The sequence below is a fragment of the Nocardioides dubius genome, from assembly GCF_039528155.1.
In the GTDB taxonomy this organism is placed as follows: domain Bacteria; phylum Actinomycetota; class Actinomycetes; order Propionibacteriales; family Nocardioidaceae; genus Nocardioides; species Nocardioides dubius.
Map to the genome: position 1 here is coordinate 15,970 of NZ_BAAALG010000012.1, position 19,385 is coordinate 35,354.

Genomic DNA, 19,385 nt, shown 5'->3' on the forward strand with positions numbered 1-19,385 from the left:
CCTCTTGCCGTTCCCGGCCGCTGTTCCCAGCTGCGGGCAGGCGGCTGTCCGGCTGGTGACCGTGGGTGCGATCGGGCTGCTCGTTGGTTAGGCTTACCTGCATTTTTCCTACTTCATCAGACAAAGGAAGCCCCATGCGTCGCACCGCGCTTGCTGCCGGCCTGACCGTCGTCTCCGTCGTCGCCTCCGGCTGCGGGATCTTCTCCGACGACGAGCCGGCGGACCTCCAGGTCTACACCGCACGTCACTACGACCTGGAGAAGGCGTTCGACGAGTTCACCGAGGAGACCGGCATCACCGTCGAGTTCCTCGACGGCGACGACGCGGAGCTGCTGGAGCGGTTGAAGAAGGAGGGCGAGGACAGCCCCGCCGACATCTTCATGACCGTGGACGCGGGCAACCTGTGGAACGCCGCCGACCAGGGCCAGTTCCAGGCGCTCACCTCCCCGGCCCTGGACGCCGCGGTGCCTGAGGACCTGCGGGACCCGGACGGCCAGTGGTACGGACTGGCGATGCGGGCCCGCACCGTCGTCTACAACCCCGAGAAGGTCGACCCGGCCGAGATCGACACCACCGACAGCTACGCCGCCCTCGGCGACCCGAAGTGGCGGGGCCGGGTCTGCATGCGCGACGCGACCGCCTCCTACACCCAGTCCCTGGTGGCCAGCCTGATCGACCTGCACGGCCGCGAGCGGGCGCTGGAGATCGTGGAGAGCTGGGTCGCCAACGACGTCCAGATCATGAGCAACGACATCGAGCTCCTCGACGCGATCGACGCCGGCGCCTGCGACATCGGGATCAGCAACCACTACTACGTGGGCCGCCAGCTCGAGGACGACCCGGACTACAAGGTCAAGGTCTTCTGGGCCAGCCAGGACGGCGACGGCACCCACGTCAACATCTCCGGGGCCGGCGTCACCACGAACAGCGACAACGCCGAGGACGCGCAGAAGCTGCTCGAGTGGCTGGCCACCGACGGCCAGAGCCACTTCGTGGACGGCAACTTCGAGTTCCCGGTCAACCCGCAGGTCGCGCCGATGGAGCTGCTCGCCGGCTGGGGCGAGTTCAAGCGGATGCCTGTTGACGCCAAGGCCTACGGCTCGCTGAACGCCGACGCCGTCGCGTTGCTCGGTGAGGCCGACTACGAGTGAGTCGTGAGCCCGCGCCACGAGGCGTGAGACGACGCCTCGTCGGCGAGGGCCGCTGGGCCTGGTCGGCGCTCGCCGTGCTGATCGGCGTGCTGGTCGCCGCCCCGATCCTTGCGGTGGTCGTCGACGGCCTGGTGAACGCCGGCAGCGCCGAGCTGCCCGACGACGTCGGGGCGATGACGCTGACCAGCATCTGGCTGCTGCTCGGGGTCGGCATCGGCACCAGCGTGCTCGGGATCGGACTGGCCTGGCTGACCACCGCCTTCGACTTCCCGCTGCGCCGGCTGCTCTCCTGGGCGCTGGTGCTGCCGTTGGCGATGCCGGCCTACATCCTCGGCTTCGTCTTCCTCTCCACCTTCGACGTCGCGGGCCCGGTGCAGACCGCGCTGCGCGACTGGTTCGGCGACGACGTCTGGGTGCCGCAGGTGCGCTCCCTGGGCGGCGCCGTCGTGGTGATGAGCCTGACCCTCTACCCCTACGTCTACCTGATGGCGCGGGCCGCCTTCACCGAGCAGTCGGCGCGGACCTTCGACGCTGCGCGCTCGCTGGGCGCCGGGCGCGCACGCACCTTCTGGCAGGTGCTGCTGCCACTCGCGCGCCCGTCCCTGGCGGCCGGGCTGGCACTGGTGATGATGGAGACGCTGACCGACTTCGCCACCGTGCAGTACTTCAACGTGCAGACCGTCTCGGTCGGCGTCTACCTGGTCTGGAAGGGCAGCTACGACCTGCACTCCGCCACCCAGCTCGCCGCGCTGGTGCTGCTGTTCGCGGTCGCGGTGCTGGCCGGTGAGCGGATGCTACGCGGCGGCGCCCGCTTCCACCAGCGGGGCGGCAGCGGCGAGGGCGTCGCTCGGGTGCCGCTGCACGGCGTGCGCGGCTGGCTCGCCTGTCTGGCCGGCCTGGTCGTGCTGGGCGCCGCCTTCGTGCTGCCGGTGCTCCGGCTGGCGACCTGGGCCTGGGCCGGACGGGACGGCTCGGGCACCGATCCGCTCGACGCCCGCTTCGGCGACTACATCGCCAACAGCGTCTCGCTGGCACTCGTCGTCGCCGTCATCTGCGTGCTGCTCGCGGTCGTGATCGGGCACGCCCAGCGGCTCGGCGGCGGCGCCCTGGTGCGTGCGGCCGGGCAGGCGACCACCTTCGGCTACGCGGTGCCCGGCGCCGTGGTCGGCATCGGCGTGCTGATCGTGATGGCGTGGTCCGACGACGCCCTCGTGGCGCTCGGCGTCGAGGGCGGCACCGGTCTGCTGATCACCGGCTCGGTGATCGGCATCCTGATCGCCCAGGTGGTCCGCTTCGTCGCGCCGGCCCACCAGGCGGTCGATGCGAGCTACGCCAAGATCGCGCCATCGATCACCGGCTCGGCGCTCTCGCTGGGTGCCGGGCCGACGCGGGTGCTGGCCCGGGTGCACCTGCCGCAGCTGCGCTCCGGCGTCACCGTCGCCGCGGTCCTGGTGCTGGTCGACGTGATCAAGGAGCTGCCGCTGGTGCTGCTGCTGCGGCCGTTCGGATTCACCACCGTCTCGGTCTGGGTCTACCAACTGGCCCGGGAGAACTTCTGGGAGAAGGCGGCGCTGCCCGCGCTGCTGATCGTGGTGCTGGCCCTGGTGCCCGTCTTCGTGTTGATCCGTGGCCGTGAGGTCCGGGGGAGGAACCTGCCATGACCGATGCGCTGGTGTTGAGCGCCGTCGCCAAGAGCTACGGCGCGACCCTCGCCGCCGACGGGCTCGACCTGAGGGTCGGCACCGGCGAGGTGGTCGCGGTGATCGGCCCGAGCGGCTGCGGCAAGTCCACCCTGCTCCGGCTGATCGCCGGCCTCGAGCGCCCGGATGCCGGCAGCATCACGGTGGCCGGCCAGGTGGTCGCGGACGCAAGCACCTTCACGCATCCTGAGAGGCGCCGCGTAGGCCTGGTCTTCCAGGACCATGCCCTCTTCCCGCACCTCACCGTGGCCCGCAACGTCGGCTTCGGTCTGCGCGGGCGCGCCCGCGGCGAGCGCCGGGCGCGGGTCGCCGAGCTGCTGGAGCGGGTGCATCTCACCCAGCGCGCGGGCCGCCATCCCCATCAGCTCTCCGGCGGCGAGCAGCAGCGGGTCGCACTGGCCCGCGCGCTGGCGCCGGACCCGGCCCTGGTCCTGTTCGACGAGCCGTTCTCCAGCCTCGACGAGCACCTGCGGGGACGCGTGCGGGGCGAGATCATGGGCACGGTGCGCGCCTCCGGCGCCACCGCCATCGTGGTCACCCACGACCAGGACGAGGCACTCTCGATCGCCGACCGGGTGGTGGTGATGCGTGCGGGGCGGATCGAGCAGGTGGGCAGCCCTCAGGAGGTCTTCGAGGCGCCGGCGAACCGGTTCGTGGCCACCTTCATGGGCGACGCCGACTTCCTGCCGGTCACCGTGCGCGACGGCGTCGCCTCGTGCGAGCTGGGCGAGCTGCCGACTCCTGCCGGTGCGCCCGCGAGTCAGGACGTCGTGCTGCGTCCGCACGAGGTGACGGTGAGCCCCGGTGGCCCGGCCGAGGTGGTCGGCGTCGAGTACCACGGTGCGTTCACCCTGGCCACGGTGCAGCTGGCCAGCGGCGCGCGGGTGCGCTCGTGGCTGCCTCCGCACACGGCGCACCGGGTGGGGGAGCGGGTCAGCGCGGGCTTGGCTCCCGGCGCGCGACCGGTGCTGCTGGACGCCGCGACCGGCGACTGAGCAGCCGCCGCGTCGCGTCCCCGCCGGCCGCTGCCAGCGCGGCGACGCCGATGCCGACCGCGAGCGAGGCTGCCACCGCCAGCGGCGGGAAGCGGTCCTCCAACCACGGGTAGACCTGCCAGTGGGTGAGATAGACGTACAGCGAGGCGGAGGCCAGCGTGGCGGTCGCGGTGGCCAGCCAGCCCGGCAACCGGACGGTGCGCACCCAGATCAACAGCAGCAGCCCGGCCGCCAGGAACGCCTCCCGGGCGGGGTTCTCGAAGAAGCCCGGCACCACCGCGATGATCAGTGCCGAGACCAGCAGCCGCTGCCAGCGCTGCTCGGCACGGGCGATGCTGCACCCGATCGCGAAGATCCACAGCAGCATGTGCGCGCGGTGGATGTCGTCGCCGCCGCGCGGCTCCCAGATCTCGTAGCGGGTGACCAGGGCGCCGCAGGCGATGAGGAAGGGCAGCCAGAACGGCCAGCGGCGCTCCGCGGTGCGCCACCAGGGGACGGCGGTCAGCGCGCACAGACCCAGCAGCAGGGCGACCAGGGCCTCGATGAACCAGAAGTGCCAGGCCGGCTCCGACCAGCCGCGCGGGCCGAGGATCCCGTTGACCAGGAAGACGCTGCGCCATGGATAGGTGCCGGCGATCAGGGTCACCGCGCCGATCCAGGCGATCGCGGGCAGTGCCACCCGGGCCACCGAGGTGAGGTGGGCGCGGACCCGCGCCCCGGTGTCACCCTGGGGCTGGAAGCGGATGTAGTTGTAGCCGCTGATCCCGAGCAGGAGGTGCGCGCCGCCGAGCAGGGTGAGCAGGTTGGCGTGGGTGGCGACGATGGCGAAGATCGCGACCGCGCGCAGCAGCACGCTGGTCTCCACCTGGCGCCCACGGCGGATCGGCGGATCGGCGGTGCTGGCGAGCTGCTCGATGGATCGCGTGTGCCAGCCCGGGGGCAGGCCGCCCAGCAGCTGCTCCAGGCGGACCGAGGCCTCGACATAGGAGAGGGAGTCGCCGCCCAGCCCGACGAAGGTGTCGGTGAGCTGCGGCTCGACGCCGAGGATCTCGGCGAAGGTCCGGCTGATCCGCTCGGCGAGGCCGGGGCCCTCGGCGTCGGACGTCGAGCCGGTGGGCTCCTGCGCGGCGTGTGCCACCAGTGCCCGGTAGTCGACCTTGTCGTTGGCGAGCCGCGGGAAGGCGTCCACCTCCACGACCCGGACCGCCGACGGCACCAGCCCCCACTCCTGCTGGGCGGTGGCGACCACGCGAGTCCGGTCCGCGGCGCTGAGCGGGCCGGTCAGTGCGACGACCAGGCGCTCCCCACCGTCCGCGCAGCGCGCCGGCAGCCCGGCGGCGTCCAGGGTGCGCTCGGCCTCGTCGAGGTCGATCCGCAGCCCGAAGATCTTGGCGAAGCGCGAGCGCCGGCCGACGATCCGGATCAGCCCGTCGTGGCCGATCCGGGCGACGTCGCCGGTGCGCAGCTCGGAGACGGTGCGCCCGGCCGCGAGGTCGGCAGGGGTCTCGGCGTAGCCGAGCATCACGTTCGGGCCCGCGTAGACCAGCTCGCCGACGTCGGCGCCGAGCTCGGGCATCGACTCGAGGCGCAGCGTGCCGCCGGGGATCGCGACGCCGATCGCGTCGGGTGCCTGCGCCGCACGGTGCGGCGGCAGCCAGGCCATCCGGGCGGTGGCCTCGGTGGCGCCGTACATCACCACCAGGTCGAAGCCCCGCTGCTCGCCGAGCCGGGCCAGCGCGGCCACCCGCTCGGGTTGCAGGCGCCCGCCCGCCTGGGTGACGTGGCGCAGGCTCGCCGGGATCCGGTCGGCGAAGCCGACCCGGTCGAGCAGGTCGAAGGTGTACGGGACGCCGGCGAAGGAGGTGATCCGGTGCTGCTGGGCGGCCTGCCAGAACGCGTCGTCGAGCACGGAGTGCTCGTTGAGCAGGACCGCGGCCCCCAGGTGGAGGTGGCTGTGGATCACCGAGAGGCCGTAGCAGTAGTGCGGAGGCAGCGTGGTCACGGCGAGGTCGGTAGGCCGCAGCTGGAGGTAGCTGGCGATCGCCTCGGCGTTGCTGCGCAGGTTCTCCTGGCTCAGCCGGACCAGCTTGGGGGAGCCGGTGCTGCCGGAGGTGGAGAGCAGCAGGGCGAGCTCGGGGTGCAGGTCGTGTTGAGGGGTCGGCTGCTGGCTCACGATCACGCCGTCCAGGACGACGGTGTCGGGGGAGTACGCCTCGCGCATCCGGTCCAGGTGGCGGACGTCGCACAGCAGCGGGACGTGACCCGCGCCGAGGGTGCCGACGTAGGCGGTCAGCGAGGCCAGGTCGTTGCGACCGGCCAGCAGCACCAGGCGGCGCTGCGGGCCGAGCGTGGCGGCGAAGTCGGCAGCTGCCCCCGCGAGCTCGCGGTGCGTGACCCGCCGGCCGTCCGCGATGACCGCCGTCGCCTCGCCGAACCGGGCGAGGTCGCCGAGGAAGCCGACGGTCGGGAGCGGGGGTGACGCGAACACGGGGGCATCATATTTGGAAAGCCTTACCTCACGCCACATCATCAGACAAGGCTGCCGACGGGCACTGTGACCAGCGCCTCAGCGGTCGAGTGACACTGAGTGCCAATCTATGTGTACGGTGCACATGGTGAAGGAGAGTGCCCGTGTCTGAGTCCCGAGCCCCGCGGGGCTTGCTGCTGGTGTTGTGTGCGACCGGAATCGTGGTCACGATCATGCACACGCTGATCGTGCCGCTGGTCCCGGTGTTGCCGGAGATCCTGCACAGCAACCCCACCGACGCCTACTGGGCCCTGACCTCCACCCTGTTGGCGGCCGCCATCCTGACCCCGATCGCGGGCCGGCTCGGCGACATGTTCGGCAAGAAGCTGATCTTGATCGGCTGCCTCACCTCGCTGGCCATCGGCTCGGTGATCTGCGCGTTCGCCGACACCGTTCCGGTGATGGTGACCGGGCGGGCGCTCCAGGGCGCGGCCTCCGGCGCCATCGCGCTCGGCATCAGCATCCTGCGCGACGAGCTCCCGCCGCAGAAGGTCGGCCCCGCCGTCGCGCTGATGAGCTCCAGCATGGGCCTCGGAGGCGCCTTCGGCATGCCGATCGCGGCCGCCGTCGCCGACCGGTTCGACTGGCACGTGCTCTTCTGGGGCTCCGCGGCGCTGAGCGTGCTCTGCCTGGCTCTGGTCGTCTTCCTGGTGCCCGAGTCGCCGGTGCGCACGCCGGGGCGCTTCGACGTCGTCGGCTCACTCGGCCTGGTGGTCGGACTGACCGCCACCATGCTCACCATCACCCGGGGCCAGGAGTGGGGCTGGGCCAGCGTCGAGGTGCTCGGCCTGGTCGGCGTCGCCGTCGTCGTCTTCCCGCTCTGGGGCTGGCACCAGATGCGGGTCCGCGAGCCGCTGGTCGACCTGCGGGTCTCGGCGCACCCGCAGGTCCTGTTCACCAACCTCGCCTCGATCGGCGTTGGCTTCGCCCTCTACGGGACCAGCCTGCTCTTCACCCAGATCCTGATGTCGCCCGAGGCGAGTGGCTACGGCCTGGGGCTGGACATGGTGGAGGCCGGGCTGGTGCTCGCGCCGGGAGGCTTCGCGATGTTCTTCGCCGCGCGCGCCGCGGCCAAGGTCACCGAGCGGCATGGCGCGCGCATCTCCCTGCTCGGCGGCATCGTGGTGATCGCCGCCGGCTACCTGCTCGGCGTCATCGCCCACGACCAGCTCTGGCAGGTGATCACCATCAACATCCTGGTCAGCATCGGTATCGGCATCGCGTTCGCGGCGATGCCGGCCCTGATCATGGGTGCGGTGCCGATCACCGAGACGGCAGCGGCGAACGGGCTGAACGCGTTGATGCGCTCGCTGGGGACGACGTCGTCCTCGGCGGTCTTCTCGGCGGTGCTGGCCGGCTCGACGATCCTGGTCGCCGGCCACGCGATGCCCTCCGGCGAGGCGATCGAGACCTCGCTGATCATCGGCCTCTGTGCGGCGCTGGTCGCCCTGGTCTTCGGCTTCCTGCTGCCGAAGGCCTCAGCCCCGATCGGCGAGCACGGCCATGGCGGCGTTGTGCCCGCCGAGGCCGGAGACCGCGCCGCCGCGACGCGCGCCTGAGCCACAGACCAGGACCCGCTCGTGGCCGGTGGCCACGCCCCACTGCTCGGCCGGGGTGCTGAGCGGCTCGGCGTCGTCGGCCCAGGGCCAGGCGAGGTCGCCGTGGAAGATGTGACCGCCCGGCATCGCCAGGTCGGCCTCGATCTCGGTGGGGGTCTTGGCCTCGATGCACGGCTCGCCGTCGGCGTCGCGCGCCACGCAGCCCATCAGCGGCTCGGCCAGGTGACTGTCGAGGACGGCGATCGCGCGGGCCACCGCCTGCTGCTTGGCGCCGGGGCGCTCCAGCACCGAGGCAGGGGTGTGCAGCCCGATGTAGGTCAGCGTGTGACCGGGTGCCCCGCCGAGGATCGAGTCGTCGGTCAACGAGTGGCAGTAGACCTCGCCCGGTAGGTGGGTGGGCACCGCGCCGCGCTCGGCCTCGGCGAAGGCCTGCTGCAAGGAGCTGAACGCCTCGGCCAGGTGCAGGGTGCCGGCGAAGGCGGTGTGGGGATCGACGTCGGCACGCAGCCGCGGCAATCGCTCGAGCAGGAAGTTGATCTTGAGCTGCGCCCCCTCGGGACGCGGGGGCGCGGGCTCGTCGAGCAGCCCGGACAGGGTCCACGGCGCGACGCCGCTGAGCACGTGCCGCGCGCGAGCGCTGGAGGTGGTGCCGTCGCTGCTCCAGACGACCTCGACGTCGTCCGGGCCGGGGAGCACCTGCTGGACGCTCGCGCTGGTCAGCAGCTCGGCGCCGGCGCTCAGCGCGGCCCGGTGCAGGCCACCGGTGACCGCGCCCATCCCGCCGACCGGCACCCGCCACTCGCCGGTCGCGTTGCCGATCAGGTGGTAGAGGAAGCAGCGGTTCTGCAGCAGGTTCGGGTCGTTGAGGTCGGCGAAGGTGCCGATCAGGGCGTCGGTGGCGACCACCCCGCGGACCAGGTCGTGGGTGAAGCGGTCGCGGATGGTGACGCCGAGGGGCTGGGTGATCAGGTCGCCCCAGATGTGCCAGGGCACGGCGGCGGCGACCTCGGCGCGGCGAGGGAGCGGGGCGAGCAGGGTGGGGGCGACGGCGTGCGCCAGCTCGGCGACGTCGGCGTAGAAGCGCTGCCAGGAGGCGTACTCGGCGTCGCCGCCGGTGAGCCGGCGGAACGAGGCCGCGGTGGCCGGGCCCGGCTCGTGCTCGACCAGCAGACCGTCAGGAGTGCCGTCGGGGTGCAGGTACGGGGTGTAGGAGGAGACCGAGCGGGAGCGCAGCTCGACGTCGAGGTCGAGCTCGGCCATCAGCTCCTGCGGCATCAGCGAGACCAGGTAGGAGTAGCGCGAGAGCCGCACCGGGTGGCCGGCGAAGGCCTGGGCGGAGACGGCCGCGCCGCCGACGTGGTCGAGCCGTTCGAGCAGCAGCGTGCGCAGCCCGGCGCGGGCGAGCAGGGCGCCCGCGGTCAGCGCGTTGTGCCCCGCGCCGAGGATGATCACGTCGTAGCGAGAGTGCTCAGCGGCCATGGGCTCGAACCTACTCAGGTCGACGGGAGGGTCGTCAAGCATGTCGGGGCGTCGGCCCTGGCTCACCGTGCTGATGGTCACCGCGCCGCGGGGCCGGAAATGCGATCAGCCCCCGAACCGGAGTTCGGGGGCTGATCGATCTGGGGTGAGTAACGGGACTCGAACCCGCGACATCCGCCACCACAAGGCGGCGCTCTACCAGCTGAGCTATACCCACCATGACTCATCGGCGCCGCAGCACCGTGAACCGGGAGAAAGCATAACGGTACCTAGGGGGTGCAACGCCAATCGGGGTCAGGAAAGGCCGGTGATCGAGCCGCCGTGCTTGGCGGCCACGGCGCGTGCGGTCTCCGAATCGGGGCCGGGAGCCGGCACGAAGACGGCCTCGCGGTAGTAGCGCAGCTCCTCGATGCTCTCCTGGATGTCGGCCAGGGCGCGGTGGTTGCCCTTCTTGGCCGGCGCCTGGAAGTAGGCGCGCGGGTACCAGCGACGCGACAGCTCCTTGATCGAGGAGACGTCGACGATCCGGTAGTGCAGGAAGGACTCCAGGTTCGCCATGTCGCGGGCCAGGAAGGCGCGGTCGGTGGCGACGGTGTTGCCGGCCAGCGGGGGACGGGAGCCGTCGGCGCAGTGCTGGCGGATGTAGTCGAGCACCTGCTCCTCGGCGTCGGCCAGGGTGATGCCGTTGGCGAGCTCGTCGAGCAGGCCCGAGGTGGTGTGCATGGTGCGGACGAAGTCGCCCATCTGCTCCAGCGCCTCGGCCGGCGGCTTGATGATCAGGTCGACGCCGTCGCCGAGTACGTTCAACTCGAAGTCGGTGACCAGCGCGGCCACCTCGATCAGCGCATCCGCGCCGAGGTCGAGCCCGGTCATCTCACAGTCGATCCACACCAAACGTTCACTCACGTCCCTGACCCTACTCGCCGGGCCCGGCACGCTCCGATTCGTGGCGGGGCAACGTGCCCGGCCGCTGCGGCCCGGCGTTTCACCGGCATTCGCTCAGCGTCGTCTCAGGCGCTTCGCCTAGGTTGGCGCCATGAGAGCGTGGATCGGCACCGTGCTGCGGCTGGTGGTGGGGGGCGTCTGGATCGTGGCCGGCGCCGTGAAGCTGCCCGACCCCGCGGAGAGCGTGCGCGCGGTCCGCGCCTACGACCTGTTGCCCGAGTCGATCGTGCCGACCGTCGGCCATCTGCTGCCGGTGGTGGAGATCGTGGTCGGGGTGCTGCTGGTGCTGGGCGTCTTCGTCCGGCTCTCCGCGGTGGTCTCCGCGCTGCTGTTCGCGGCCTTCATCATCGGGATCGCCTCCGCGTGGAGCCGCGGTCTGCAGATCGACTGCGGCTGCTTCGGCGGCGGAGGCTTCGATCCCGACGCCACCGCCAAGTACCCGCGTGAGATCGCCCGGGACGTAGCGTTGCTCCTGGCCTCGGCCTGGTTGGTCTGGCGCCCGCGCACCGCGCTGGCGCTCGGTGAAGTGCTCTTCGTCCGTCCGGACGAGGTGGAAGTGAAGGAGATCTCGTGAATCAGCCTGCTCAGGGCAAGCGCAATCTGATCATCGGCGGCATCGTGGTCGCGGTGATCGCCTTGATCGTCGGCATCGGGTGGGCCGTGCAGGCCAACCGGGACACCACCGGGGACGACGCGAAGACCCCCGGCGCCTCCTCGACGCCCTCGGAGACCACCACGCCGAGCGAGACCCCCAGCGAGACCCCGAGCACCGAGCCGTCGACCAGCCCGTCGACGACGCCGTCCACCGCGCCGCCGGCCACCAGCGCGCCGGTGACCGGCCCGACCGACGCGGACGGCAACGTCCGGGTGGCTCTGGTCGACGAGTTCGGGATGGGCGTCGGCGACCCCGAGGCGCCGGTCAAGATCGAGATCTTCGAGGACTTCCAGTGCCCGCACTGCCGTGACCTGGAAGAGGTGATGCGCCAGGACCTGCTCGACGCCGCGCTGTCGGGCAAGGCGTTCGTGGTCTACCGGCCGATGGCCTTCCTCAACGACTACTCGGTCAAGGCGATGAACGCCGTCGGCGTGGTCCTGGACTCCGGCAACGGCGCGGCGGCGCTGGCGCTGCACGACACCCTCTTCGCCCAGCAGCCCAGCGGCTCGATCCCGAGCAACGACTGGTTCGTCGAGCAGGCCGTGGCCGCGGGCGCGGACAAGGCGAAGGTGGCCGACGCGATCAAGGGACTCGAGTTCAAGCAGTGGGTCGTCAACGCCACTGACGACGCCTCCAAGCGCGGCGTCACCGGCACCCCTACCGTCTTCGTGGACGGCGATGTGGTCAGCGGCGGCTCGGTCGAGGAGATGGCCAACAACATCCTCGCGAAGGTGGGCTGAGGCGCTTCGCGCTGGCACACTTCATCGGGTGAGCTCACTCAACGACTTCATCGCCGGACTCCCGAAGGCCGAACTGCACGTCCACCACGTCGGCTCGGCCTCGCCGCGGATCGTGAGTGAGCTCGCCCAGCGCCACCCCGGGGTGGTCCCGGCCGACCCCGAGGCGCTGGCGGAGTTCTTCACCTTCCGCGACTTCGCGCACTTCATCGACGTCTACCTCGCCGTCGTCGACCTGATCCGCACGCCGGACGACGTCGAGCTGCTCACCTACGAGGTGGCGCGCGAGATGAGCGAGACCCAGCGGGTCGGCTACGCGGAGCTGACCTGCACGCCGCACACCTCGGTGATCCGCGGCATTGCGATCGAGGCGTACACCGAGGCGATCGAGTCGGCCCGGGTCCGCGCCGAGCGGGACTTCGGCGTGGTGCTGCGCTGGATCTACGACATCCCCGGCGAGCTGGGTGTGCCCGCAGCCGAGGCGACGCTCGGCTATGCGCTGGAGCACCGCACCGACGCGCTGGTCGGCTTCGGCCTGGGCGGGCCGGAGATCGGAGTGCCGCGGCCTCAGTTCCAACCGCACTTCGACGCCGCCCGGGCGGCCGGGCTCCGCTCGGTGCCGCACGCCGGCGAGACCACCGGCCCGCAGACGGTCTGGGACGCGATCCGCCTGCTCGGTGCCGAGCGGATCGGACACGGCACCTCCGCCGCCCAGGACCCGGAGCTGCTGGCCCATCTGGCCGAGCACCGGATCCCGTTGGAGGTCTGCCCGTCCTCGAACATCGCCACCCGAGCGGTCGCCTCGCTGGCCGAGCACCCGTTGGCGGCCTTCCGTGCCGCCGGGGTGCCGGTGACGATCAACTCCGACGACCCGCCGATGTTCGGCACCACCTTGAACCGCGAGTACGAGATCGCCGCGCAGCTGCTGGAGCTGGACGCCGCCGGGGTGGCCGAGCTGGCCGTCGAGGCGGTGGACGCCTCGTTCGCTCCGGAGGCGGTCAAGGAGGACCTGCGGCTGCGCATCGACGCCCACCTGGCGGACCACTCCGCGTAGGCCGCCGGTGCGGGCTGAGTAGCCTGGGCGTCATGGTCGACCTCAAGATCCTCACCATGCGGCAGCGGATGCTCGATGGGCAGCCGTTCCGTACCGACGACTCGGGGTTGGCCCGCGACCGGTCCATGGCGCAGGCCCGCGAGACGGCCTTCAACGAGGCCGACCAGGCCGCGGACCCGGCGTCCCTGCTCGCCGAGCTGGCCACGGTCGGCGAGGGCACCCGGGTGCGGGCGCCGTTGCACGTGGAGCACGGCCGGCGGATCGCCATCGGCTCGGGCTGCGAGATCGCTGCCGGCCTGGTGGCTCAGGACTTCGCGGAGATCACCATCGGCAATGACGTGCTGATCGGCGCCAACGTGCAGCTGTTGACCCTGACCCGTCCGGTCCAGGCGGAGCAGCGCCGCGCGAAGTGGGCGGCCGCCTCCCCGGTGCGGATCGGCGACAACGTGTCACTGGGCGCCGGGGTGATCGTCTCGCCCGGCGTGCGGATCGGTGACAACACCGTCGTCGGCGCAGGCTCCGTGGTGATCGGCGACCTGCCCGCTGGGGTGGTCGCGGTGGGCAATCCCGCGAAGGTGATCGGGACCGTCTCCTAGCCTGCGTCAGCCGCGCGGCTGACGCATCTGGTGCGCCAGCGTCTCCATCTCCGCGAGGAGCTGGTGCATGCTCTCCTCGGCGATCGTCTGGTCCTCGCTGCCGCTGATCTCAGCGAGCAGCACCTGGAGGCCGTTGCCGACCAGGGAGACGGTCAGGATCGCCTCACGCAGCGGCTCCACGTTGGGCAGCATCCGCCGGGAGTGGTCCTCCTCCAGCCAGAGGTAGAGCAGGCCGGTGAGGTCGGTGGACAGGGAGATGAAGGGGGAGAGGATCGAGGCCGCGGTCTCGGGCTGCTCCATCGAGAGCTGGGTGCGGCCGGCCGCGACCTCCGCGTTCACGGTGGCCTGGCCGACCGAGGCCAGCGCGACCCGGAAGACGGCGGTGAGCAGCGTCTCGCTGGCCGAGGCGCGCATGATCTCCATCGCGTCCTCGAACGGCAGCATCTTCAGGGGCCGCCCGAAGATCGCCGCCTCGCGCGAGGGCATGTAGTTGAAGAAGGTGCTGCGCGAGATGTCGGCGCCGTCGCAGATCTCGGTGACCGTGACGTTGGCATGGCCCTTCTGCAGTGCCAGACGCACCGCAGTGCGCTCGATGGCGTTCTCCGTCGCGCGCTTCTTGCGGGCGCGCAAACCTTCTGGAGGGGCGGCGTTCATGAGGGCCCTTCTCTTCCGCAGAGCCGTGTGCGGCGCCTCTGCGGACTGCTCAAGCTGGATAGTCCAAAGTTGGACGCCGTCCCGATGCGACGTCCATAGCCACAGTACATCTCCGGGTGCGGCTGTGGGCGAAAGCGTGAGGTCGACTCAGATCACGGCTTGCTCACGATGCACCAAGGGGCAACACCGGGTGTCGGTGTTGCCCCTTTTGTGCCCCCGGAAGGATTCGAACCTTCGACCGGCGGATTAGAAGGCCGCTGCTCTGTCCCCTGAGCTACGGAGGCGGGAACTGTCGGATTCTAGCGGTCGTTCCCGGTCGCGTTCGCTCAGTGGGTCGTACGAGGTCAGCTCTTCCAGGCGCCGCCGTAGAGCAGCAGGAACTCGGAGGCCGGCACGATGCCGTGCACGTCGTCCGACCAGGGGAAGAAGAACCCACCGGGCGAGAGCGGAACCGACGGGAGCGTCTCCTGCCAGAGCTCGTTGATCCGGGTCAGGATCTCGGTGGCCTCCTCGCCGGTGGCGGCCTGGAGCCTGCCGATCAGCTCGTTCATCTCCGGGTTGTCGTAGCCGAACGAGTTGGCCGGCGAGCTGCCCAGGACGCCGCTGGTGAACCGGGAGAACGGGTCGTCGATCGGGATGCTGATCGATCCGCCGGCGATGTCGAAGTCGTGCGTCACGTAGATCCGGCTGGTCTGGTCGGCGATGTTGTTGAGCAGTTCGACCTCCACGGTGAGGCCTACCGCCTCGAGCATGGCCTCGATGGTGACGGCAGCCGTCTTCGAGGTCTGGTCGGACTGGCCGATGTAGGAGACGGTCGTGTCGACGCCGTCGGCCTTGGCCTCCGCGACCAGCTTCTTGGCCGCCTCCAGGTCGGTCTCGGGCGTCTCGATCTCGGTGTAGTAGGGCGCCGAGGGGGAGTAGATGTTGCGGCTCGCGATCCCGTGGCCGTCGGCGGTACGGTCGAGGTAGGCCTGCGGGTCGATGGCCAGGCTCATCGCCTGGCGGATCCGGAGGTCCGCGCCGGGACGGCCCTCGCGGTGGTTGATCTGGATCATGTTGCCCAGGCCGACGGGGGAGAGGGCGCCGTGCACGCCGTCGGTGCGGGCCTCCTCGACGATCTGCGGGGTGCGCACCGACACCTGATCGACGTCCCCGTTCTTGAGGGCGTCGATGCGGGCGGCGTCCGAGGACGGCCAGACGAAGCGGAGGCCGTCGAGATGGGCCTTCTCCCCGAAGTACGCGTCATTGCGGGTGAGCACCAGCTCCTCGCTGGGCTTGTAGGAGTCGAAGACGAACGGGCCGGCGCCGATCGGCGTGAACTTCTTCGGACCGCCCTTGATGGCGGCCGGCGCCAGCACCATGCCCGGACCGGTGGCGAGCATTGCCGGGAACGATGCGTAGGGGGCGTTCATGACGAAGTCGACGGTCAGCTCGTCGACGGGCTTCATCTCCTTCAGGTTCGTGGCCAGGATCAGGACGTTGAAGCCCTGGTTCTGCATGTAGTAGCCGATCGAGCCCATCACCGCGGCGGCGTTCACCGGGGTGCCGTCGGAGAAGGTGGCGCCCTTGCGCAGCTTGAGGGTCCAGGTGACGTCGTCCTCGCTGCTCAGCGACTCGGCGAGCTGCGGGACGTACTCGCCGGCCTCGTTGTCCCACCGCACCAGGAGGTCGTAGATCGCCGCCATCGCTGAGGCGCCCACGGCGCCGTTGGGGATGGTCACCGTCGGGTCCAGGGACCGCGGCTCGCCGTAGTCGGCAACGGTGAGCACGCCGCCCGCCTTGGGCTGGCCGGGGGACTCCTCGCCGAAGACCCCGGCCGACCAGATCTCGTCCTTGCTCATCGAGGAGCCGGCGTCCTTGTCGGCGTCCTTGTCGTCCTTGCCGCCGGAGTCGGCGCATCCCGCGACGAGCAGCGTGCTCGCCAGGAGCAGGGCGCCGAAGCGGGTCGGTGTGGTGCTGCGAAGCTTCACTGGTTCCTCCAGATCGATGGTGCGGTGACCGCGGATGGCCGCCGCCGGGGTGGTGCATGGGTGGGCTGGAGCCGCTTCGGCGTCCGGTCCCGGGTCAGTGCCGCTGGGGCCGGGGTGGCAGCCAGCTGTGGTCGATGACCGCCTCGCGCGGAAGGTAGATGCGCATGACGAGCGTGAATTCCTCGGCCGGGATCGGGAGCCAGTTGTCCTCCCGCTCCGGGCCGGGGTGGGTGGCCGAGAGCAGGATGTCGAGACTGCCGTCGGGGTTGAGCGGCAGCTCGCCGTTGCCGAACACGTAGCGCTCGAGCTCGTTCTCGACGAGCGTTCCGGCGCTCGTGTACGGGGTCAGCGACCACCAGCCCTGCTCGTGGTGCGGCGGCAGCTGGTCGGCGGGGAAGTGCAGCGTGTAGTCGGCACCTCCGGTCACCAGCGCCCCCGACTCGTCGACGGCGAAGGCCGGGTAGGTGGTCAGCCGGACGGGGTTGGCGAAGCCTCCATGGGCGACGCAGGCGCGGAACGCGTAGTCGGTCCCGAAGTCGCTGACGCTCGGGTCCATGAAGAACCAGCCGTTGTGCAGCGACATCCGGGAGTTGGCGGCCGACCAGGCGGCGTCGACCAGGCCGGGCAGGGTTGCTGCCCGCTCGCGGGCCGCGGTGGGGAGGGCCGCGAGGTCGAAGGTGAGGCCGGCGCCGATGCCCAGCTGGGCGCACCGCGCGACGATCTCGTCGTCCTCGGGGTGCGGTGGGTTGTCGGCGACCAGGGCGTTGAAGCGGTCGAAGAACTCCTGGGCGCCGAGCTCGCTGATCCGCTCCATCGCGAGGAAGTCGGAGGCGGGGTCGGGCACGCCGCGTGGCGGCGTCCAGGGGCGCTGGTGGGCCGACAGCGGGCGCAGGTCGATCCGGTCCTGGGCGGCGTGCGCGTCGGCGACGTCCTCCGGCCCTGCGCACCGCACCCGGATCAGCAGCCAGACCAGGTCGGTCGGCATCGGCACCGCCACGACGTCGTCGGGCAGCGTTCCCTGGAACTTCGGTCCGGTGAGGGCGTAGGTGGTGGCGCCGTCGCCGGTCAGGCCGCCGTCGCCGAGGATGATCGGGGTGTCCGACCAGCCGTCGAAGGTCTGCACCGAGCAGAACCGCTCGGTGTCCGGCAGGTACAGCAACTGCGGCTCAGCGCCCAGGTCGAGGTAGGTCTGCGAGTAGAGCGTGTCCACGTTCGGGCGGGTCAGGCTGGTCATCTTCGGGGTCGCCAGCTCGCGGGCGTGGAAGAGCTGGTTGAGCGGGGCGCGATCGGCCTCGGGCTCGTCGACGTTGGTGACCATCTCGCGGATCAGGTCGAGCAGGACGAGGGGATAGGCGAAGACGTACGCGTCTTCCAAGATCGCGGCCGGGTCGTGATCGTCCGGGCGGAGCAGCATCGCTCTCCTTCGCGGTTGTAATAATACTTGTTATTAGGATGTGACGAAGGTAACGTGCCGCTCGTGGAAACGGAAGCACTTTCGACAGATCAGCGACTGATGGAGGTCGCCGAGCGCCTCTTCGCCTCGAAGGGGGTCAACGCGACGCTCGTCTCCGACATCGTCGAGGGGGCCGGCCAGCGCAATCCGTCCGCGCTGCGCTATCACTTCGGCTCCAAGGAGGGCGTGCTGAAGGCGATCGTCGAGCGGCACCAGCAGCGGGTGGAGGAGCGTCGATCGGCGATCATCGCCGGCTGGCCCGCGCCCGGACCGACGACGTCACAAGACGCCATGCAGGTGCTGGTGCAGCCGCTGGTCGACCTCTTGGCCGATGAGTCGGGGCGGCGCTACCTGTGCATCGTCGGCCAGATCATCGACCAGCTCGACCTGGACGGCACCACCAACATCGGCGGCGAGCGCCCCGGCCTCGTCGCCACGATCGAGGCCATGCGCGCCCAGGTGCCGGATCGGCGCGCAGCCGTGGTCAGCTCCCGCGTCCAGGCGGTGATCCTGATGGTGGCCGCCTCGCTGGCCGCGCGCGCCCGCGACCTTCTCTCGGGCGGCACGCCCGCCGTGGCCACCCCACTCTTCAACGCCAACCTGGTCGCGATGGGCGCTGCCGCCCTCGCCGCCGAGCTCCCCGAAGGTGAGACCCCGTGACTGTTCAGAGCTGCCCGATGCGCCCCGAGGCCATCGACACCGAGTTCCCCTGGTTCCCGCGACCGCCGATCGACCTCCCGGAGGCCTACCGGTGGCTCCAGACGAACGAGCCGGTGCGCCGCGTCGACCTGATGGGAGGTCAGCCCGGATGGCTGGTCACCCGCTACGACGACGTCCGCGCCGTGCTGGCCGACCGCCGGGTCAGCGCCGACTCCCAGCATCCCGGGTTCCCGCGCTTCGGTGCCCCGATGGAGGACCCGAGTCAGCGGATGTTCCTGCGCATGGACGCGCCGCAGCACACGGTCTTCCGCAAGCTGCTGGTCCGCAACTTCTCGCGCCGGGAGGCGGCCGCGCTCGAGCCTCGCCTGGAGGCCCTCGTCGATGAGGCCATCGATCAGATGCTCGCTGCGCCGGATCGTCAGGCGGACTTCCTCTCGGCGATCGCGCTGCGGGTGCCGAGCACCGTGCTCAGCTGGATCCTGGGCGTGCACGCTGAGGACCGCGAGTTCTTCAACGCTGCCGCGGACCGTGCGCTCGGGGCCACGGACCTGACCAACCCCGACGCGCTGGCCGACGCGATCGTCGCGATCGGGGAGCTGCGCGAGTACATCGCCGGGATCGCTCGGGAGCGGGCGGCGCAGGACGACCCCGGCGACGACATCATCGGCCAGCTGGTGGCCGCCGCGAAGGCGGGCACGATCACGATGGCGGACGTCGAGAACTCCGGCATCCTCTTCGTGATCGCGGGCCATGACACCACGACCAGCATGGCGGCGCTCGGCCTGCACACCCTGCTGGGTGACCGGGCCCAGTGGGAGCAGGTGGTGGCCGATCCGAGTCTGGTGCCGGGAGCGGTGGAGGAGCTGCTGCGCTACCTCACCGTCGTGCACCTGGTCGTCCTCCGGGTCGCGAGCGAGGACGTCGAGGTCGGCGGTGTCACCATCCCCGCCGGCGAGGCGATCATCCCGCTCAACTTCGCCGCCAACCGGGACGCGACCCGCTTCGCCGACCCCGACGTCTTCGACATCCACCGGTCGGAGAACGACCACCTCGCCTTCGGGCACGGTGCTCACCTGTGCATCGGCCAGACCCTGGCCCGCCTGGAGCTCAACGTGATCTTCCGCAGGCTCGCCGAGCGGGTGCCGACCCTGCGGGTGACGGCGCCGACCGAGGAGCTCCCGTTCAAGGTCTACTCCGGGATCAACGGGGTCTCCGCGCTCCCCGTCGCCTGGTGAGCAGGAAGGACTGAG

General features: G+C 70.9%; 16 protein-coding genes and 2 tRNA genes. 10 read left to right on the top strand and 8 right to left on the bottom strand.

Going from position 1 to position 19,385, the window contains the following annotated elements:
- Window positions 1-134: 134 nt before the first annotated feature.
- The 3 genes from ABD151_RS16265 to ABD151_RS16275 are packed head-to-tail and all read left to right on the top strand — an operon-like array spanning window position 135 to window position 3,846.
- The gene (locus ABD151_RS16265; RefSeq protein ID WP_343995837.1) at window positions 135-1,151 is read left to right on the top strand and encodes an extracellular solute-binding protein; all 1,017 of its coding nucleotides are present in this window, start codon (window positions 135-137) and stop codon (window positions 1,149-1,151) included.
- A 23-nt stretch (window positions 1,152-1,174) separates the two neighbouring features.
- Window positions 1,175-2,812, top strand: a complete 1,638-nt coding sequence (locus tag ABD151_RS16270; protein WP_343995838.1) for an ABC transporter permease — start codon at window positions 1,175-1,177, stop codon at window positions 2,810-2,812.
- Window positions 2,809-3,846 (top strand): ABC transporter ATP-binding protein, encoded by a 1,038-nt coding sequence (locus ABD151_RS16275; RefSeq protein WP_343995839.1) that lies wholly within the window; start codon window positions 2,809-2,811, stop codon window positions 3,844-3,846. Before ABD151_RS16270 ends, ABD151_RS16275 begins: the two co-directional genes overlap by 4 nt.
- Here the strand turns inward: ABD151_RS16275 and ABD151_RS16280 are convergent.
- Window positions 3,785-6,334 carry an AMP-binding protein gene (locus ABD151_RS16280; protein WP_343995840.1) on the bottom strand — a complete coding sequence of 850 codons (2,550 nt, stop codon included), beginning with the start codon at window positions 6,332-6,334 and terminating at the stop codon, window positions 3,785-3,787. The genes ABD151_RS16275 and ABD151_RS16280 overlap by 62 nt on opposite strands.
- Window positions 6,335-6,477: 143 nt before the next feature.
- Here ABD151_RS16280 and ABD151_RS16285 point away from each other — a divergent pair, with 143 nt between their 5' ends.
- Complete coding sequence (locus ABD151_RS16285) at window positions 6,478-7,932, top strand: MFS transporter (RefSeq protein WP_343995841.1); 1,455 nt, start codon at window positions 6,478-6,480, stop codon at window positions 7,930-7,932.
- Here ABD151_RS16285 and ABD151_RS16290 read toward each other — a convergent pair.
- From ABD151_RS16290 to orn, 3 genes are all read right to left on the bottom strand, one after another.
- Window positions 7,852-9,411 (bottom strand): phytoene desaturase family protein, encoded by a 1,560-nt coding sequence (locus ABD151_RS16290; RefSeq protein ID WP_343995843.1) that lies wholly within the window; start codon window positions 9,409-9,411, stop codon window positions 7,852-7,854. The genes ABD151_RS16285 and ABD151_RS16290 overlap by 81 nt on opposite strands.
- Before the next feature lie 141 nt (window positions 9,412-9,552).
- Window positions 9,553-9,628, bottom strand: a tRNA-His gene (locus ABD151_RS16295).
- A gap of 77 nt (window positions 9,629-9,705) precedes the next feature.
- Window positions 9,706-10,317, bottom strand: a complete 612-nt coding sequence (gene orn, locus ABD151_RS16300) for an oligoribonuclease (RefSeq protein ID WP_343995844.1) — start codon at window positions 10,315-10,317, stop codon at window positions 9,706-9,708.
- A 130-nt stretch (window positions 10,318-10,447) separates the two neighbouring features.
- On the opposite strand from orn, the gene ABD151_RS16305 reads away from it, so the two are divergent.
- Genes ABD151_RS16305 through ABD151_RS16320 form a run of 4 tightly spaced genes read left to right on the top strand, consistent with a single transcriptional unit; the run spans window position 10,448 to window position 13,398 of the window.
- Window positions 10,448-10,930: a MauE/DoxX family redox-associated membrane protein gene (locus ABD151_RS16305; protein ID WP_343995845.1), complete on the top strand. Its 483-nt coding sequence runs from the start codon at window positions 10,448-10,450 to the stop codon at window positions 10,928-10,930.
- A complete protein-coding gene (locus ABD151_RS16310; protein WP_343995846.1) occupies window positions 10,927-11,751 on the top strand; it encodes a DsbA family protein in 825 nt (274 codons plus the stop codon). The genes ABD151_RS16305 and ABD151_RS16310 overlap by 4 nt, the downstream gene beginning before the upstream one ends.
- Window positions 11,752-11,779: 28 nt before the next feature.
- Entirely contained in the window at window positions 11,780-12,802 is a 1,023-nt protein-coding gene (locus ABD151_RS16315; RefSeq protein ID WP_343995847.1) for an adenosine deaminase, read from the top strand.
- A gap of 32 nt (window positions 12,803-12,834) precedes the next feature.
- Complete coding sequence (locus tag ABD151_RS16320) at window positions 12,835-13,398, top strand: DapH/DapD/GlmU-related protein (protein ID WP_343995848.1); 564 nt, start codon at window positions 12,835-12,837, stop codon at window positions 13,396-13,398.
- 6 nt (window positions 13,399-13,404) lie between these two features.
- Here ABD151_RS16320 and ABD151_RS16325 read toward each other — a convergent pair whose 3' ends face one another.
- The 4 genes from ABD151_RS16325 to ABD151_RS16340 all read right to left on the bottom strand — a co-directional run bounded on the left by ABD151_RS16325 (window position 13,405) and on the right by ABD151_RS16340 (window position 17,436).
- On the bottom strand, window positions 13,405-14,052 hold the full coding sequence (locus ABD151_RS16325) for a TetR/AcrR family transcriptional regulator (protein ID WP_343995849.1): 648 nt from the start codon (window positions 14,050-14,052) through the stop codon (window positions 13,405-13,407).
- Window positions 14,053-14,263: 211 nt separating this feature from the next.
- A tRNA-Arg gene (locus tag ABD151_RS16330) sits at window positions 14,264-14,336 on the bottom strand.
- A 60-nt stretch (window positions 14,337-14,396) separates the two neighbouring features.
- Window positions 14,397-16,022: an ABC transporter substrate-binding protein gene (locus ABD151_RS16335; protein ID WP_343995850.1), complete on the bottom strand. Its 1,626-nt coding sequence runs from the start codon at window positions 16,020-16,022 to the stop codon at window positions 14,397-14,399.
- 94 nt (window positions 16,023-16,116) lie between these two features.
- Window positions 16,117-17,436 (bottom strand): DUF1254 domain-containing protein, encoded by a 1,320-nt coding sequence (locus tag ABD151_RS16340; RefSeq protein ID WP_343995851.1) that lies wholly within the window; start codon window positions 17,434-17,436, stop codon window positions 16,117-16,119.
- Window positions 17,437-17,535: 99 nt separating this feature from the next.
- Here ABD151_RS16340 and ABD151_RS16345 point away from each other — a divergent pair, with 99 nt between their 5' ends.
- Together ABD151_RS16345 and ABD151_RS16350 are read left to right on the top strand one after the other, a co-directional pair.
- A complete protein-coding gene (locus ABD151_RS16345; protein ID WP_343995852.1) occupies window positions 17,536-18,135 on the top strand; it encodes a TetR/AcrR family transcriptional regulator in 600 nt (199 codons plus the stop codon).
- The gene (locus ABD151_RS16350) at window positions 18,132-19,370 is read left to right on the top strand and encodes a cytochrome P450 (protein ID WP_343995853.1); all 1,239 of its coding nucleotides are present in this window, start codon (window positions 18,132-18,134) and stop codon (window positions 19,368-19,370) included. The genes ABD151_RS16345 and ABD151_RS16350 overlap by 4 nt, the downstream gene beginning before the upstream one ends.
- The last annotated feature ends 15 nt before the right edge of the window (window positions 19,371-19,385 follow it).

Excerpts from the sequence above, each read along its gene's own strand:
- ABD151_RS16275 (WP_343995839.1), top strand. The coding sequence starts at position 2,809 with ATGACCGATGCGCTGGTGTTGAGCGCCGTCGCCAAGAGCTACGGCGCG.
- ABD151_RS16345 (WP_343995852.1), top strand. The coding sequence starts at position 17,536 with ATGGAGGTCGCCGAGCGCCTCTTCGCCTCGAAGGGGGTCAACGCGACG.
- ABD151_RS16290 (WP_343995843.1), bottom strand. The coding sequence starts at position 9,411 with ATGGCCGCTGAGCACTCTCGCTACGACGTGATCATCCTCGGCGCGGGG.
- ABD151_RS16265 (WP_343995837.1), top strand. The coding sequence starts at position 135 with ATGCGTCGCACCGCGCTTGCTGCCGGCCTGACCGTCGTCTCCGTCGTC.
- ABD151_RS16320 (WP_343995848.1), top strand. The coding sequence starts at position 12,835 with ATGGTCGACCTCAAGATCCTCACCATGCGGCAGCGGATGCTCGATGGG.
- ABD151_RS16340 (WP_343995851.1), bottom strand. The coding sequence starts at position 17,436 with ATGCTGCTCCGCCCGGACGATCACGACCCGGCCGCGATCTTGGAAGAC.
- ABD151_RS16305 (WP_343995845.1), top strand. The coding sequence starts at position 10,448 with ATGAGAGCGTGGATCGGCACCGTGCTGCGGCTGGTGGTGGGGGGCGTC.
- ABD151_RS16325 (WP_343995849.1), bottom strand. The coding sequence starts at position 14,052 with ATGAACGCCGCCCCTCCAGAAGGTTTGCGCGCCCGCAAGAAGCGCGCG.